This is a genomic window from Paraburkholderia sediminicola, assembly GCF_902859805.1.
Taxonomy (GTDB): domain Bacteria; phylum Pseudomonadota; class Gammaproteobacteria; order Burkholderiales; family Burkholderiaceae; genus Paraburkholderia; species Paraburkholderia sediminicola.
Genome location: NZ_CADIKC010000001.1, coordinates 1,604,107 through 1,619,915, shown reverse-complemented (window position 1 = coordinate 1,619,915; position 15,809 = coordinate 1,604,107). Strand labels below are relative to the sequence as shown.

The following is a 15,809-nucleotide window of genomic DNA, read 5'->3' as shown; positions in this document are numbered from 1 at the left end:
TCCTCGCCGTTCCGGGCGACCAACCCGAAACGGCGTTGCAGCGGTTTCACCCCGTCCGCTGCACCTCTGCGAAAGCGAGGCTTCTTACTGCTGCTGAATGCGCGCGTTCTTCATCAGATCGACTACGACCTGTGCCGTGGCTTTCTCCAGCGCAACCTGTTCGAGCTGCTTGCGCAGCGCGTCCTTGATCTGGTCGTACTGGGGAATCTGCGTCGGACGCTTTTCGTCGACACGCAGAATCCAGTACGCGTCGCCGATTTGCACCGGCGTGCTCGACACGCCGCCTTGCGGCAACTTGACGAGCGCTTCGGCGAGCGGCTGCGGCCAGTTCTGTGTGTTACCCGGCTGGATCGGCGTCTTGAACGAAATCCAGTTCATCGCGCCGCCTTGCGCCGCGCCCGGACCCTGGCTGTACTGCTTCGCGAGTTGCGCGAAGTCGGTGCCCTTCTTCAGTTGCGTGAGCACCGTTTGCGCGGTGTCGGCATCTTTCACGGCGATTGCGCTCGGCTTGTATTCGTTCTCGCCAAGGGTCGCGACGATGGCGTCGTATTTCGCCTTCACATCGGCGTCGGTGACGGGCGCGGGTTTGACCTGATCGCGCAGATACGCAGCGGTCATCGCAGCCGTCTTGGCTTGCTCCACCGCGGCCACGACTTGCGGGCGCGATTCGTAGTGCTGCTTCTCGGCAGCCTGGCGGAACAGTTCACGCGCGATCAGCTGATTCTTCACCGACGCACGCAACGCAGGCGTATCCGGCACGTTCAGCGCACGCACGGCCTGGTCGAGTTGGTCCTGCGTAATCACGACGTTGTTGACGCGCGCCACGCCGTTTGCAGGCAACGCGCCGCTGGCGGCATCCGCTGGCTTGTCGGCCGAAGGTTTTGCCGTGGGCTTGTTGGCCGCGTGCGCTGCGGGCAGCAGACCGGCGGCAAGACCGAGCGTGGCGATCAACGTGGCGTTGCGAATCCTGACTGCGATCGGACGATGTTTCATATGAACCTCTTCAGAGTGACCAGTTGAGTGTGGCAAGCAGCACGGTGGCTTTTTTCCCCAGTGCGGCGGGTTGGAGCAAGGCCTGACCAAGCAGCACCTCGCTAGTGACGGTTTGTGTTTTGTAGCGCCATTGCGCGCGCGCGCCGATGCCGGTGCCCATGAGCGTCGGCCAACCGCCCTGCGCGACCAGATGCGATTTGCCGCCGTCGAGAAAGACGTACGGTTCGAGATGCGCGTCGTGCCGGACCGGGACGTTCTGCCATGCGGCCTCGTTGCGCAGATAGAAGCCGCTGTCGCCGGCGATACCGCCTTCGGTAAAGCCGCGCACGGAATCCATGCCGCCGAGGAAGATCTGCTCGTTGCCGAACATCGCGACGTGGCTGTACTGCCCGCGCAACGTGCCGCGATAGGTCCATTGCGTGCCGGCCAGCGTACCGAGCGCGATCTGCAGCGTGGCGGTTGCATCGAGTTTGGTGAACTGGCTGTGCGCATCGACTTCGTCGATATCGGGGGCGTCATGGCTTGCGGAGAGCCACGGCAAACCTTGCGACACGCCGACGTCCCATGTCGCGGCCGCCGCCTGATCTTGCGCGACGAAGCGGCGCAAACCATTCAGGCCGACGCGCAACACCGTGAGGTCCTGCGGCGCCAGGTCGATGCCGTTCAGGCTGCGTTCCGTGCGCATTTTGGTGAGCGTGACATCGACGCTGGTGCGTCCGGTGCGCGAGCGTGTCAGCACGTCGTTCCAGCCGAGAATCTGGCTGAATGTGCGGCCCTGGAGCAGCGCGACATCGCTGATGGTCTGCTGGTATTCGGACAGCGACGTCGTGTAGCTGAAGGTCTGATAGCCGTACGGCGCCGCTGCGGAAAACACCACTGCGTTGCTGTCCTGCGTGCCGACGTAGCTGAACGACAGCGACTCCTGCAAACCGATCAGGTTGTCCGCTTCGACACCGGCGCGATAGCGCAGCGTGCCGGTTTGCGAGCTGCCGTAGTTGTCGATCCCGAGGTCGTAGAAAACACGGTCGCCGTAGTGGTTCGTGATCGCCACCACCGAATCGCCCGGTGTCTCGCCCGGCATGATCTGGATCTCAGCCTGATTGCGACGCAGCCGGTTAATCTGGTCGACGCCTTGTTCGAGGTCAGGCAAGCGCAGCACGTCACCCGTGCTGTCGCCGAAAGCCCATGCGGTGCCTGCATCGGTCAGCAGGCCGCCGCCGTGTGTCCTGTACCACGGCTCGTTCGGATCGCGCGGACGCAGCGGTTTGCCGTTCAGCGTAAAGGCCGACACCTTGCCGTCGACGATGTTGATCTTCAGCGTACCGGAGGCGAGATTCTGCGCGCCGAGATACGCACGCGTCGTGATGTAGCCGCGTGCGATGAACGCTTCGGTCACGCGGCGCAGCAGCAGGTTGATGCGATTGCGGCCGAGCTGCTTGCCGATGAATGGCGCGGCAATTCTCTCGAGTTCGCTCGCGCCGAGCGCGGTGTCGCCGATGAAATCGATGTGGTCGATCTTGAACAGCGGCTCGACGTCAGGCAGCGTTTCGACATCCGCACCTTCAGGCAGGTTGACCACCGTCGGCTGCGGCACTTCGATCTGTGGAGGCGGTTGCTGGATTTCGTCGCGCCGCTGGCGATCGCGTTGCTCCTGCAGGAGACGTTGCGCCGGGTCCTGCTCGGCGCGCACGGGCGCACCGAAGGGCACGCCGCCCAATGCCGCCGCATTCGGCAATCCCGGCGGCGTTTGCGCGAATCCGCGCACCGCTGCCGCGCCGGCGAGGATTGCCAGCGTGCAACGCGCGAGCCGGGGCGCGCGGCGCTTCGTGGTCCGGGTCATGGCGCGCTTCATAGCCTGGTGCATAGCCCGGCTCATAGCCCGAACCACGACACGAGGCCGAGATGGTTGTGATTGCCGATCGTGACCGGCGCGCGATACGGCGCGCTAATCGTGTTCACGCCGCCCGCGGCTTTGATGCCGCTGGGCGCGTTGAACGCGCCACCTTCAATATCCGCCTCGCCGGTCAGCTCGACCTGGCCGCTGCCACCAAGGAACAGGCCGCCCGTGTCGGCCGCGAAAATCGCCGACCACGCGTTGCCGAACCACGCTTTGAGGTCGTGCGTACGGTTGATCGCGGTGTAGCCGAGAACAGCTTGTGCGAGAGTCTTGGGCGCGTCGAGCTTGAGCGTACCTTCCGCCGATACGAGACCGCCCGTGTTGGTGATCTGCGTGCCGGCCTTCAGCGTGATGTTATTGTTCGCCTGGATCACGCCTCCGTAGCCCTGCACGTTGCTCGACGAACTCGAACTGCAAAAGAAGAAACACGTTTGATGAAACGACGCCTGGCCGGTGAAGATCGCCTGCGTCAGCAGCTGGTCGCGCGCGGTGATCGAAATCGTGCCGCCGACGGTCGGATTTTTCGGGTCGATTTGCGCGAGAATCGTGCCGCCGATGTTGTGAACGTTCTGCGCGGCAATCGTCACGTTGCCAACGTTGGCGCTCAGGTAGGAGAGTTTGTCCGGATCGGCGAGCGTGCCGTAGTCGACATTGAAGCCGTCGTCACGATGTTCTACGAAAATCAGGCGCCAGCTGCGGTCCGAATAGCTGACCGGCGCGCCGCCGTTCACACCGCTCGAATGATCGACGATGTTGTCGACATCGCCGCCGGCAGTGATCGTCAGGTTCTGGTTCGACAGAATGCGTGCGTTCTGATTCGTCACGGAGCCGCCAGCCGTCACGGACACATCGCCCGCCGCACCGTACACGACGCCAAGCAGGCCGGTGGGTGTCGACTGATTCAGTATGTTGCCGGTGGCGTTCAACGTGACCGCGCCGAACGATGCGGTATCAGCGGTGTTCTTCTGCTGGCCCTGTATCAGCGAACCGACATTCGTGATGTCGCCGGTGCTGGTCAGCACCACGCCGCTGGTGGTCGAGGCGATTACCGATTGCGCCGTGGCGTCCTGCGCCAGCGCGATGCCCGCACCGCTCACGTCGATACCGGCATCGGCGAGCAGGCTGCTTCCCGTCAGGCTGACTGCGCCGCTCGCGCTCAAGGTCGCCGAACCACTGTTCGCCTTCAGCTTTGTATCTGACAACGTCACGCTGTCCTGCACTTGCAGATCGAGATTGTTCTGCGCCGTCAGCGTGGTATTGGAGAACTGCACCGACCCGTTCGACGACAGCGTGAAATCGCCGAGCGATGCGTTCATCGGCCCGGCGCTGCGCACGCCCGGGCCTTTATCGGTGACGATCAGTTGCACACGGCCGCTCGTCAGACTGCCGGCAGCGGTGATGTCGATGGCGAATGAGCTAGCCGTGGCTGCGCTGGTGGAGGGACTCAGCGTGAGCCAGTCGTTGCTGTTGTCGTTCGGCGAAACCGCCGTGTTCAGCGTGACATTGCTGTTGCCGGCCACCGCGCGCACGTAGGCGGTCGGCGACGTGAAGCCGTTGGTGAGCGGCCCGTTGATCTGCACATTCTTCGCGATCAGATCGAGCCCGATCAACGCGCTCGCCAATCCTTGCGGCCCGACGACGATCGTCCCGGTGCTGGTGTCGAGCACGATGTCGCGTTCCGGAATTCCCGCGACAGGAATGGTGTCCTTGAAACTGACGTGCCCAGTGGTCAGTGCGACACGGCCGGTATTGACGAATGAACCGCCATTAACCGTAATGCCGTTCGGATTGGCCAATACCACGTTCGCACGCGAGCCGAGCACATCGATTCGACCGCTAATAACGCTGGGATTGGTACTCGTTACCTGATTGACAATCGTTCGAGCATTGATACCGACGTTATTAAGTGAAGCGCCGGTTGCGTCTACGTTGAAACTGCTATAGGTGTTATTTGAAACCCCGGCTACTGTCGGCGCGATATTGACTGTCTGATGGCCATTCGCTGCGGTTGAAACTGTTGTTGCAGTTCCGCCGTCAATAGCAATGCCCGCCGCACTCGCGCCTAAAGGCGCGGCAGCCAGCAATACAACGATCAGCTTGACTCGTTGGCGATGCGGACGCGGCTTCCCACGGCCCGCACTCCTACCCCGTGCGCTCCGAAACATTCTTGTTTTCACGCAACTTTTCGTTGCGGGCTCTCTCGATCAGTTTGGTCTTTCTCGCGCGGCTTTAGGGAACCGCGTCTTTCGTATGATCAATAACGGCGAGTATCGAGAGTTCTTTAGGGTTTTTCAGGAGTTTTTTATCGCCGAAACATTACATTTTTATTATTGCAGAAAGGCATTTGAAATTATTTGAATTCCATATTGTTCATTTCAAATGCCTGATTATTCCGATTGCATATTCGGATTCACGCTACGCGCATGCAACGTCATTAACCGCGACTAATCACCTGCTTGCGGCCCGCTTTGACGCGCGCCAAATGGGCGTCGTCCCACTCATAGAAACCAGCACCGCTGCGTACGCCAACACGGCCCGCATTGACCTGGGCACGCAGCAGATCGAGCACGTCTTCGTCCTTAGCGAGCTCCGGCATCAGATGCGTGGAGATGTCGAGGAAGGTGTCGAGGCCGCCCATGTCCGCACCCTCGAGCGGCCCGACGATCCCCCACCGGCGCCCGAGCGACGCCTTCATGACCCGATCGACCACGTCAGGCGTCGCCGCTCCCGAGCGCACAATGTTCAACGCCTCGCGCAGCACGGCGAACTGCAGCCGGTTGCCGACAAAACCCGGAATCGCCTTCGCCAGCACCACCGGCTCCATGCCGATCGCGCTCATCAGCGCGGTGGTTCGTTCGGTGACTTCCGGCAAGGTCGCGGTACCCGGCACGACTTCGACGAGCGGGATCATGTGCGGCGGATTCCAGAAATGCGCGATCAGAAAACGCTCCTTTGCGCGCAACGGAGCAACCAGCTGATCGGGCGGGAAACCGCTGGTGTTGCTCGCGAGAATCGCGTCGTCTGCCATCAACTCGGTCAGCGCCGCATACAGGCGATGCTTAAGTTCGAGCACCTCGGGAATCGCCTCGATCACGAATTGCGCCGACGCCATGACGTCGAGTTGCGCATGCGTCTCGATGCGCGCGAGGGCTGCCTGTTTGGCGGCTTGGTCGATGCGTCCGGCGTCGATCAGTTCGTCGAGCACCGCCTCTGCCTTGGGCGCGACGCTCGCGAGGCGCGCCGGGTCGACGTCGTGAACGATCGTTCGATGTCCATGCAACGCGCTTTGCGTCGCAATGCCGACGCCCATCAATCCCGTGCCCACTACGCCTATGACTGCCTTGTCCACGCCGCTCTCCTGCTGCCTTCGATGAAAGCATTCAAGCATAGCGCAGCAGGCCGTTTTCCAAGACCGAATGCGACAAAGCCGGTCTTCCGTGAGGAAGGACCGGCTTTGCGGACTTCACGCCGCGTCACGCGGCGCCGTCATGCGCGCATTAGTAGCGCGGCGGCGGCGGGCGACGGTCGTCGTGGTGATGCGGATCGTAGTCGTGCGGATGATGGCGCATCCAGTCGTCATGAGCCCAATAACGATGGCCGTCGTAGTAACGATCGCCATGCCAGCCGATGTTGATCGACACGCCCACCGGCGTCATGTGCGGCTGACCGTAAACCGCCGGTCCCGGACCATTCTCGACAACCACCCGTTCCTGAGCGAAAGCACTGCCGGCTGCGAGCAACGCGCCGCCCGCCAGCAAGGTTGCAACGATCGAACGCGACGTCTTGTTAAAGGTTTTCATAGTGACCTCCCATGCAAAGTTTTGTATCAAGCCAGCGCCCGTGTTCGGCCAACATCGAACCGCGATTTGGGATTCGGACCAGACGCCGTACGCTTGAGACCAACTTTAGCGGTGCAAACCGCATGAAGACGTGAGCACTTGTAAGCGCACATTTCAATGAAAGGGACTGATGAATGGCACTCTCTTGGACCTTCGCCGCCCGTCTACAACGCATGCGCGGTGAATCAACTGAATGACACGACGGTGCCGTGTGAGGCGCCGTTACATTCATTTCGGCCAGGAAATATTCGGAAAAACGGGGAATTGGGCGGTAACCGCACAAAAAAACAAAAGCCACAGCGCGCGTTTCGCGGGCGGTGGCTTCAATGATGCGAGGCGCACTCGACGTGCGCGCCCATGCGCGATGGTCCGCGCTCAGGCCGTACAGCTTTGCTTTATTAGTCGCTCAGCTTGATGCCGAACAACGTGGATTGCGCTTTGCGCATGCGCTCTGCTTCGCGGCTACGTGCTGCGTACGAGTAGTCCGAATCCAGCGGCAGATGGGGCGACGCAAAGAGGTCGCTGACCTTTTGGAACAGTGCAAAAATGAAGCTCATGGCGACTCCCGGTTGGTTACTGCATTAGCTAGGGTTTTCCCTTAAGAAGAATTATAGGGTTTTCCCTAGGCAAAAGCTAGTGCAATGCAGCAATTTCTCGGGTGTGGTGTGTTGTCACAGGGTTTTTATCCATGGTGCGTCGCACCATGACAACGTCCCCGTTTTTTATATTTCAGGGTCAAAAGCGTCCGTCTACTGAAGCGTGGTCGACTGTGGCTTCCTGCTGCGCGTGGGTTTCGCGCTTGTCGTGTTTTTGCGGGGGTTCACTGCAGCGGCATCGACGGCACCCTCCGCCGTGCTGTCCGCCCGCATCAGCGTCGCGCTGTTGACGGAGACGATCAGCCCCGGCAAGGTCCGCGCGGGGTTCTCTTGCGGCTTGACGGAAGCGCCCGTCGCCGAAAACTCAACGTTCAACGCCCAGTGCCCCTCGTGGATGCCCTGATCGCGCAGAAGCGCGGCTAGCAGTTCCTCGATCGAATATTTGTGCGTGCTGGTCGGCATGGTGGCTCCCGTCAGAAGATGCGCTGGCGTATCCGGTCCGGCTTCGCAACAGCAACGAGAGTTTAAAACGTGAAGTTTGGCTTGCGAGACGTTGGCGGCGGGTGGTTCCTTACGGCGCCTATCCTGGGAGGCAAGGGACGAGAGTGGGGCTGGGGAAGCTGGGAGCGGAGGTAGGCGCTCGGCTGAATACACGACAAAACGAGCTGCCGCGGCCTGCTAACGCCGGCGCGGCAGTCGCTGAAGATCAGTGCGAATTGGCAGCTTTCGGCTTGTGCGCGTGCTGTGCGCGCACGCCGCGTTTGCTGTGAGCGGGCGTGGCCGCGGCTGGCTGAGGCGCCGCAGTTGCGGCTGCGTCAGAAGCTACATTGGCTGCAGCCGCGTTGGCCATCGCGATGTGCGTGTCGAGCAAGCTGGCCATGGCGGCCTGCTGGTTCTGCATCATCTGTTCGATGCGGTGTTGCTGGGCGGTAGTTTCACGCGTCAGGCGCATCAGGAGCACCGTCTGCGTGATGCCGATCGCGACTGTCATCAGCAACGCGCCCACCACGATCGACAACATCCATTTCATGCGGCGCGAATGATCCGTCGCGGCGAGGCGTTGATCGGCGATCACGCCGTACAGGGCGTCGACGGTATCGGCGAAGGCCGTCGCGCGCGCGCGGTCGAGTTCAGGCGCGGCGCGCAACGCTGCTGAGGCCGCTTCGGCACGCTGGGCTTCACGGAAGGAAGGCGCAGAGAAAGACGCGTTTGCGTGCGCGGAGGATGCCGATGCCGAGGCGGGCGCAGATGCCGACACATCGCCCGACGGCTTCGCGGCCGGCGTCGGCTCAGCAACCACCGCAGCGGAATCAGCCCCGTCCCCAGACTCCGAAGAAGACGAAGCACGCTCCGCTCCCGCATTCGCGCCTTCCACGCCGGCCGCTTCTCTCGAAGCCGTCGCCGCCTTGGCAAAAGTCGCCGCGAAACGCTGCGGCGGCATAGGCGGTTTGGCACCGCCCGAGGTCGACGCAACCGCTGCATCTGCAGTCGCTGCACCCGGCTCAGCAGCCTGGCGCAGCGCGGTCACACTACGCGCCACTGTCGCAGCCGCCATCGCAGACGTGAGCGGCGCAACCGCGTCACGCGCCGACGCCGCCGGCTTCTCATCGGCCGTCGCCTTCAGATCCCCGAAAGCCAACTCGCCGACCGGCGACACCGTGGCCTCCACGGCCTCCGTCTCCAGCCCGCTCAGTTGCGCATTCATCGGCACCTGTTCATCGGATTTCGCAGCGCGAGGCGCACGGCGCGCCGCCCTTGCCTCGGACGACATGCCATCGGCGTCGATCGCACCGACCGCGGCCAGCACGACGTCGGGTAATTCAAAACCATGCAACGTGCCTTGCCGGACGTCGATATTCATCGCTTCCAGCGTGGCGCGCGTGGGATCGTCGGGGAACAGGTCGAGCGTGCTGTCGTCGCGTGAGGCATCGCTCAGTTGCGCGAGACGTTGTGCCGAGCGCGCGGCGCGCGCCAGCTTGTTTTCAGTTTCGGTCGAGACGGTGGCCTGCCGCCGCTTCTTCGAAGCGGCGCGCTGAGGCCGGGACTGCGTGGATGCTGCGGAATCTGCCATAGAGAAAAAAGCGGTCGTCGCCGGAAAGCGGGCGCCGAGCACCGCTCGTCAATGCCATTGGAATTTTTCGAGACCGCATTGTCGCATGGCCGCCCGCCCCTGCCGAAGCCATTCGCCGAGGTTTTTCCGTTTTTAAGACGACGCCTCGTCCTGCCGGAACTGCTTCACGCCGTGCAACTGACGCAAGCGCGCGCAGATCGCCTCATATTCGGTATTCGACACGCGGTGCAACGTGATCATGACTTCGTCGCACTCCGGCGCGTCATCGCTTTGCTGCATCACGAATTGCTTGACGCGCGGGCTGGCGGCGCCGAGTTCGTCGTGCAGCGAATGGAATGTCATAGCTCCGCGCTCGACGATCATCGTCAGTTGTCGGCGTTGCTTCACCGTGATGAAGCGGCGCTCGAGCGGCTTGATCCCGGCGAGGATGATCAGAATGATGATGGTGGCGGCGATCGACGCGGTGTACAACCCACCGCCGACCGCCAGCCCGATCGCCGCGACCGACCAGAGGCTGGCCGCCGTCGTCAGCCCGCGCACGATTTCGCCGCGCAGCAGGATCGAACCGGCGCCGAGAAAGCCGATGCCGGAGACCACCTGCGCGGCCATCCGCGACGGATCGAGCACGACGTGATCGCCCGACAGGACTTCGGCAAAACCATAGGCCGACACAATCATGATGAGCGTCGAACCGACACAGACCAGCATATGCGTGCGCAAGCCCGCGGCCCATGACAGCCGTTCGCGCTCGAAGCCGATGACGCTGCCGAGCGCAGCGGCCAGCATCAGACGGGAAATGAGTTCGAGGTTCCCCAACATTGTTTTCCTCCTTATCTGAAATTATTTGAAGCGTGTCCCGCGCCCGCGATGGAGTGTCAACAACTGCCGTTTGCTTTAAGCTTGGCCGCACGCCGCTGCGCGGGTTGCCAGGACGGTCGTCATGCTGTTTCCGAACCGTCCCGTTGCAGGTCAATGAGTATCCGCAATTACCTGCGCAACACGATCGACAACAACCTCGTCGCGACGAGAGCCCAATTCCGCAGTCGCTTCGAATGACCCGTTTGACCAACCGAACCATGCAGAGCACGACCTCTTCTCCCGCTTCGACGATTACTCTCGCCGCCACACTGCGTAACCATTTCACTCACGTGGTCCTGCCGCTGTGGCGCGGGCCCGGTTTCAACCCCGTGCTGAAGCTGCCCTACGAAGCGGTCAGCGCCGAGGGCCCTGAACCGTTGCCCGCGGAGCGTTACCGGGCAATGGCGTGCGCGCGACAATTGTTCGTGTTCTCGCAAGCAGGCGATGCAGCGCATGCCCAGGTGTTGTTCGATTCGCTGATGCACACCTTTCGGGACACGCGCCACGGCGGATGGTTCTATAGCGTGGATGCGCAAGGCGCGCCGCTCGACACGACCAAAGACCTATACACGCACGCGTTCGTCGTGTTCGCCTGTGCTGAATATGCCGGCCGTTCCGGCAACCGCGACGCGCTGGAAGTCGTGCATCGCACGTCGGCACTGGTCCAGTCGCACTTCGCGGCCGATGGCGATCTGTTCAACGCCGCACTCACCGCGGACTTCGCCGGCGTGACCGGCACGCCGATCCAGAATCCGCTGATGCATCTCACCGAAGCGTGGCTGGCCGCCCGTGAAGTCACCCGCGATAACGCCTTCGACGCCGCGTTGGGCCGTCTTGCCGGCGCCATCGCGCATCACTTCGTGCATGCGCCGACCGGTTGCGTCGCCGAATTGCCGATTGGCGCGGACGACAACCGTCTGGAACCGGGCCACCAGTTCGAATGGTTCTGGCTGGTCAAGCAGGCGGGCGCGTTGTTCGAAGCCTCAGGTCTCAACGAATCGCTGACGCGCGCGTTCAGCTTCGCGCAGCAATATGGCGTGGACCCGCAAACGGGCGGCGTGTGCGCCTCGCTCGACGAAACCGGACGAATCAAGGACGCCACCCAGCGGATCTGGGCGCAAACCGAGTATCTGCGCGCACTGGCAAGCCATGACGACCCCGCTGCGCACGCCGCGCTGCCGCGGCAAATCGAACTCTTCCAGCAACGCTTTCTGCGCCCGCAAGGCTGGTTCGAATGCAAAACGGCCGCCGGTGACGTGGTGCGCGCCGACATGCCGTCGACCACCCCCTATCACCTCGCGACCGCCTATGACGCCTTGCCGGGCTAAGCGCCGGCTGCCGTCTTTCCGTACATCGGCGTCAAAAGCCGACTGACCGGTCAATCAATATTCTTCGCGTTGCCAGGGTCCCCAATCGGCGTCGGCAGTTTTGAATCGCGTGTAGGTCGCGCTGTGTCCGGTGGGGGTATCCGATGTGTCGCCGTGCGGCTTTTTATCGGTGGTGTGAAGGGCGAAAGCCTGGTGCTCTTCGGTATCGACCGTGATTCGGCCGACCGGATCCGGGGCGCCTTCTTGAGGTGATTTCGACTCCAATATCGCGAGATAGGGGGTCAAACGACTCCAGAATGAGGTAAGTTCATCTTGCAAATAATGTGTCAATGTTTTTCCTGGAAGAGTAATACAAGCAGTTTACCCTACCGGCTGGGGCCCCCTGGAAAATGGTTTCCGGACCTCAAAAGGGTCCAATCAGGGGAATACCCGAATACTTGTTGATTGGCGTCCATCATAAAGACGTGATACAACTCGTACTTCGCGCTCGATCTCGTGTTGAGAAATAGCGGTCGCGAATGCAACACACAACATTTACTGGATTAAAAATGGCAACAGGTACTGTGAAGTGGTTTAACGATGCAAAGGGCTTTGGCTTCATCACCCCGGACGACGGCGGCGAAGACCTGTTTGCACACTTTTCGGAAGTTCAAGGCAGCGGCTTCAAGTCCCTGCAGGAAAACCAGAAAGTGACGTTCGAAGTCAAGCAAGGCCCGAAGGGCAAGCAAGCTGCGAACATCCAGCCGGCCTAAGTACCTTCAGGTACGTTGAGGCACCCTTAGGCGCTTGCGTCTAATGCAAAATGGCCCGCTTTGGCGGGCCATTTTCTATTGTAGATGCCCTCTTTTTGGGCACGTTCGCGGTCTAGATCGCCCGCATTCCTGACAGCGCAAACGCCGCCGTTTGCCCGCGCAGGTCGTCCATTTGTTGCATTCGCAACACAGTTTCAGAAATTTCGAACACGGAAACAGCGTCCTTCAATTGCTGCGTCTGCTGATGCAGCGATGCTGCCGCTGCGGCGGCTTCCTCGACGAGCGCCGCGTTCTGCTGCGTCATCTCGTCCATCTGCACCACCGCCTGGTTGACCTGCTCGATGCCCGTGCTCTGTTCGAGCGACGACGCGCTGATCTCCGCCATCATCTGCGTGACCCGCGAGATCGACGCGGAAACGTTGCTCATCGCCTCACCGGCATGCTCGACCAGCGCCGAACCGCCCTGAATCTCGGCGACCGATTCGCTGATCAGCGTTTTGATTTCCTTCGCCGACTGCGCGCTGCGCTGGGCAAGCCCGCGTACCTCGCCCGCTACCACGGCGAAACCACGGCCCTGTTCGCCCGCACGCGCCGCTTCGACGGCCGCGTTCAGCGCGAGGATATTGGTCTGGAACGCGATGCCGTCGATCACCGAAATGATCTCGGCGATCTTGTCCGAGCTTTGGGCGATGCCGCGCATCTTGTCGACCACCTCGTTGACTACCTCGCTGCCGCGCGAGGTCGCCTCGAGCGCGGTTTCGGCGAGCGCATTGGCCTCACGGGCGTGATCGGCGTTCTGGCGCACCGTGGCGGTCAGCTCCTCCATGCTCGACGCGGTTTCTTCGAGTGATGCCGCCTGGTTTTCCGTGCGTGCCGACAGATCGGCGTTACCGGTGGCGATTTCATCGGCGCCGAGGTGAATCGAGTCGGCAGATTCGCGCACGGTTTGCACGGTGCGCGCCACACTCGCCTGCATTTTCGCGAGGCCCGAGAACAGGCGGCCGATCTCATTGGTGCCGCGCGAAGCGATCGGCTGGTCGAGACGCCCTTGCGCGATGCGGTCGAAGTGACGGCCGGCTTCTTCCAGCGGCGCCACCACGCCCTTACGCAGCGCCGCGTACACGCCGAATGTGCCCAACACCAATACCAACAGGATCGCGATGCTGACGGCTCGGAACGTCGCCATGCGGGCGTCGATCGAATCAATCGATGCCTGGCTAGCAGCAGCGCCGAATTGCACGAAGTTGTGCGACTCGGCGAGATAGGCATCCTGGAAGCCTTGAGTCGGCTGGTCGAGGAAGGCCTGAATGTTGTTCGCATCGAGAAACTGCACCAGTTCCGCGAGCGCGTCGTGGAGCTTTTTGTAGCGCTCGGCGAGCGCGGCAGCGCGGGTGCTGTTTTCGTCGCTGGTCTTCTGCGCGCTCATGAACGCGCCGAACGACTGGTCGGCCGCCGTCAGCTGTTCGCGGGCATGCTGCACGATATCGGACGGCTCGGCGCCGCCGCGCACCATGCGCGTACCGGCGCGCGACAGGTTGATGCGCGCATCCATCAAACGCTGGGTCGTTTCATTGACCGCGTCGACCTGCTTCAAGGCGACATTCGACAGATCGCCCACGTCGTCATGCGTGCGCGTGAGCGACCAGAACCCCAATCCCACCGTGACAAGCTGGAAAACGCAGAACGCGGCCAGAACACACAACAGGCCGGATGCGACCTTGATCTTGCTGAACATCGTGAACACCTAAAGCAAAGAATGACGGGAGCTACGTCAGGGTTAACGGCAACGCCAAACTTTGCTTGAGATCAATGTCGTCAAAAATCGTCTTACGTCCCCGTTTCATCGGCCAACTTCGCCATTCCCGTCATTTTTCGCAACAATGCCCCGCAGATATTTTGGATTCACCTTGACGCGATGCGTCAGCGCTTCCTAGAGTGGGTAGGGACTGCACAATGGACGCCGGTGCAGATGCCACTGCGGGCCACGCCCGAAGGACTCACGATGACCGACATCCTCGACCGGGCGCGCGGCGCACTGCATGCCCAGCCGTTCAGCATGCTGCTAGGCACCGAACTGATGCACACCGGCACCAACGAACTGACGCTGTGTCTGCCGATCCGCGACGAGTTGCGGCAACAACATGGCTTCGTGCATGGCGGTGTCATCAGTTATCTCGCCGACAATGCGCTGACGTTCGCCGGCGCGCTGTCGCTGGGGCCGAAGGTCGTGACCGGCGAGTACAAGATCAACTATCTGCGGCCGGTGATGAACGGCACGCTGATCGCGCGGGCGAAGGTGGTCTACGCAGGGCGGCATCAGGCGACCTGCCAGTGCAACGTGTACGTGATGGACGGGCAACGCGAGAAACTCGTCGCCGTTGCGCAAGGCACGATCAATCGCATCAGCGAAAACGGCGAGCACGAACCGGCGGGTTGATCGGAACGGTGCGCTTGAGATGGGATGGGCGAGTCATACGGCTCGCTCCGGGGTACATAAAAAAACCGCGCCTGCTGTGAAGCAGGCGCGGTTTTTCATTCTGAATCAACGGTGTCGATTGCGCGGCTTACTGCGCCTTCTATTGCACCGCTTGTTCCACCACTTATTCCGCCGCGTAAGTCTTCTGCGTCTGCTCGCCGAGACCTTCAATACCGAGACGGATCGTCTGGCCCGGCTTCAGGTACACCGGGTTCGGCTTCACGCCCATGCCGACGCCCGGCGGCGTGCCGGTCGAAATCACATCGCCCGGTTGCAGGCTCATGCACTGCGACACATACGACACCAGCTTGGCGACGCCGAAAACCATCGTCTTCGTGCTGCCGTTCTGATAGCGGTGGCCATCCACTTCGAGCCACAAGCTCAGGTTCTGCGGATCGGCGACTTCGTCGCGCGTCACAACCCACGGGCCGATCGGACCGAAGGTATCGAAGCCCTTGCCCTTGTCCCACGTGCCGCCGCGTTCGATCTGCCATTCGCGTTCCGACACGTCGTTAATCACGCAGTAACCGGCGACGTAGTCGAGCGCGTTGGCTTCGTCGATATATTTCGCCGGCTTGCCGATCACCACGCCGAGTTCGACTTCCCAGTCGGTCTTCTTCGAGCCGCGCGGAATTTCGACGTCGTCGTTCGGGCCGCTGATCGCGCTCGTCCACTTGTTGAAAATCACCGGCTCCGCCGGCACCGGCAGATTCGATTCAGCCGCGTGGTCCGCATAGTTGAGCCCGATGCAGATGAACTTGCCGATCGTGCCGACGCACGGTCCCATGCGCGGATTGCCCTCGACCAACGGCAGCGAAGCCGGATCGAGCGCACGCAGTTTGGCGAGACTTTCGTCGCTCAGCGCGGCGCCGTCGATATCGCCAACCACCTTCGACAGATCGCGAATCTTGCCTTGCGCGTCGAGCAGGCCCGGCTTTTCCTGGCCTTTCGGCCCATAACGAAGCAGTTTCATCGTTGCACTTCCCTTTCCGTTCAGTG

At 61.8% G+C, this 15,809-nt stretch carries 16 protein-coding genes; 4 read left to right on the top strand and 12 right to left on the bottom strand.

Features of this window, described 5'->3' with window-relative positions; all coding sequences use genetic code 11:
* Window positions 1–84: 84 nt before the first annotated feature.
* The 3 genes from R8871_RS07270 to R8871_RS07260 are packed head-to-tail and all read right to left on the bottom strand — an operon-like array spanning window position 85 to window position 4,986.
* Window positions 85–993 (bottom strand): peptidylprolyl isomerase, encoded by a 909-nt coding sequence (locus tag R8871_RS07270; RefSeq protein ID WP_175049699.1) that lies wholly within the window; start codon window positions 991–993, stop codon window positions 85–87.
* Between the two features lie 10 nt (window positions 994–1,003).
* Window positions 1,004–2,833, bottom strand: coding sequence for a ShlB/FhaC/HecB family hemolysin secretion/activation protein (locus R8871_RS07265; RefSeq protein WP_246287434.1), 1,830 nt, complete (start codon window positions 2,831–2,833; stop codon window positions 1,004–1,006).
* 32 nt (window positions 2,834–2,865) lie between these two features.
* Window positions 2,866–4,986: a two-partner secretion domain-containing protein gene (locus R8871_RS07260; RefSeq protein WP_246287489.1), complete on the bottom strand. Its 2,121-nt coding sequence runs from the start codon at window positions 4,984–4,986 to the stop codon at window positions 2,866–2,868.
* On the opposite strand from R8871_RS07260, the gene R8871_RS38405 reads away from it, so the two are divergent.
* Window positions 4,934–5,248, top strand: a complete 315-nt coding sequence (locus R8871_RS38405; RefSeq protein ID WP_246287496.1) for a hypothetical protein — start codon at window positions 4,934–4,936, stop codon at window positions 5,246–5,248. The two genes, R8871_RS07260 and R8871_RS38405, sit on opposite strands and share 53 nt — an antisense overlap.
* A 76-nt stretch (window positions 5,249–5,324) precedes the next feature.
* Here the strand turns inward: R8871_RS38405 and R8871_RS07255 are convergent, their stop codons facing one another.
* From R8871_RS07255 to R8871_RS07230, 6 genes are all read right to left on the bottom strand, one after another.
* Entirely contained in the window at window positions 5,325–6,278 is a 954-nt protein-coding gene (locus R8871_RS07255; RefSeq protein ID WP_175049696.1) for a 3-hydroxyacyl-CoA dehydrogenase family protein, read from the bottom strand.
* 109 nt (window positions 6,279–6,387) lie between these two features.
* Complete coding sequence (locus R8871_RS07250; protein WP_175049695.1) at window positions 6,388–6,690, bottom strand: hypothetical protein; 303 nt, start codon at window positions 6,688–6,690, stop codon at window positions 6,388–6,390.
* A 437-nt stretch (window positions 6,691–7,127) separates the two neighbouring features.
* Window positions 7,128–7,286: a hypothetical protein gene (locus R8871_RS07245; RefSeq protein ID WP_166618131.1), complete on the bottom strand. Its 159-nt coding sequence runs from the start codon at window positions 7,284–7,286 to the stop codon at window positions 7,128–7,130.
* Between the two features lie 192 nt (window positions 7,287–7,478).
* Window positions 7,479–7,787 carry a hypothetical protein gene (locus R8871_RS07240; RefSeq protein WP_175049694.1) on the bottom strand — a complete coding sequence of 103 codons (309 nt, stop codon included), beginning with the start codon at window positions 7,785–7,787 and terminating at the stop codon, window positions 7,479–7,481.
* A gap of 244 nt (window positions 7,788–8,031) precedes the next feature.
* The gene (locus tag R8871_RS07235) at window positions 8,032–9,396 is read right to left on the bottom strand and encodes a hypothetical protein (RefSeq protein WP_175049693.1); all 1,365 of its coding nucleotides are present in this window, start codon (window positions 9,394–9,396) and stop codon (window positions 8,032–8,034) included.
* 132 nt (window positions 9,397–9,528) lie between these two features.
* The gene (locus R8871_RS07230; protein ID WP_175049692.1) at window positions 9,529–10,215 is read right to left on the bottom strand and encodes an MgtC/SapB family protein; all 687 of its coding nucleotides are present in this window, start codon (window positions 10,213–10,215) and stop codon (window positions 9,529–9,531) included.
* A gap of 257 nt (window positions 10,216–10,472) precedes the next feature.
* Between R8871_RS07230 and R8871_RS07225 the strand changes: the two genes are divergently transcribed.
* Window positions 10,473–11,582 (top strand): AGE family epimerase/isomerase, encoded by a 1,110-nt coding sequence (locus tag R8871_RS07225; RefSeq protein WP_175050030.1) that lies wholly within the window; start codon window positions 10,473–10,475, stop codon window positions 11,580–11,582.
* A 54-nt stretch (window positions 11,583–11,636) separates the two neighbouring features.
* Here the strand turns inward: R8871_RS07225 and R8871_RS07220 are convergent, their stop codons facing one another.
* Entirely contained in the window at window positions 11,637–11,912 is a 276-nt protein-coding gene (locus R8871_RS07220; RefSeq protein WP_054034765.1) for a hypothetical protein, read from the bottom strand.
* A gap of 218 nt (window positions 11,913–12,130) precedes the next feature.
* On the opposite strand from R8871_RS07220, the gene R8871_RS07215 reads away from it, so the two are divergent.
* Entirely contained in the window at window positions 12,131–12,334 is a 204-nt protein-coding gene (locus R8871_RS07215; protein WP_007178724.1) for a cold-shock protein, read from the top strand.
* A 112-nt stretch (window positions 12,335–12,446) separates the two neighbouring features.
* On the opposite strand, the gene R8871_RS07210 is transcribed toward R8871_RS07215, so the two are convergent.
* Entirely contained in the window at window positions 12,447–14,069 is a 1,623-nt protein-coding gene (locus tag R8871_RS07210) for a methyl-accepting chemotaxis protein (RefSeq protein WP_175049691.1), read from the bottom strand.
* Between the two features lie 267 nt (window positions 14,070–14,336).
* On the opposite strand from R8871_RS07210, the gene R8871_RS07205 reads away from it, so the two are divergent.
* Complete coding sequence (locus R8871_RS07205; protein ID WP_054034920.1) at window positions 14,337–14,771, top strand: PaaI family thioesterase; 435 nt, start codon at window positions 14,337–14,339, stop codon at window positions 14,769–14,771.
* Window positions 14,772–14,934: 163 nt separating this feature from the next.
* Here the strand turns inward: R8871_RS07205 and R8871_RS07200 are convergent, their stop codons facing one another.
* Entirely contained in the window at window positions 14,935–15,783 is an 849-nt protein-coding gene (locus R8871_RS07200; protein WP_175049690.1) for an ureidoglycolate lyase, read from the bottom strand.
* Window positions 15,784–15,809 lie beyond the last annotated feature (26 nt).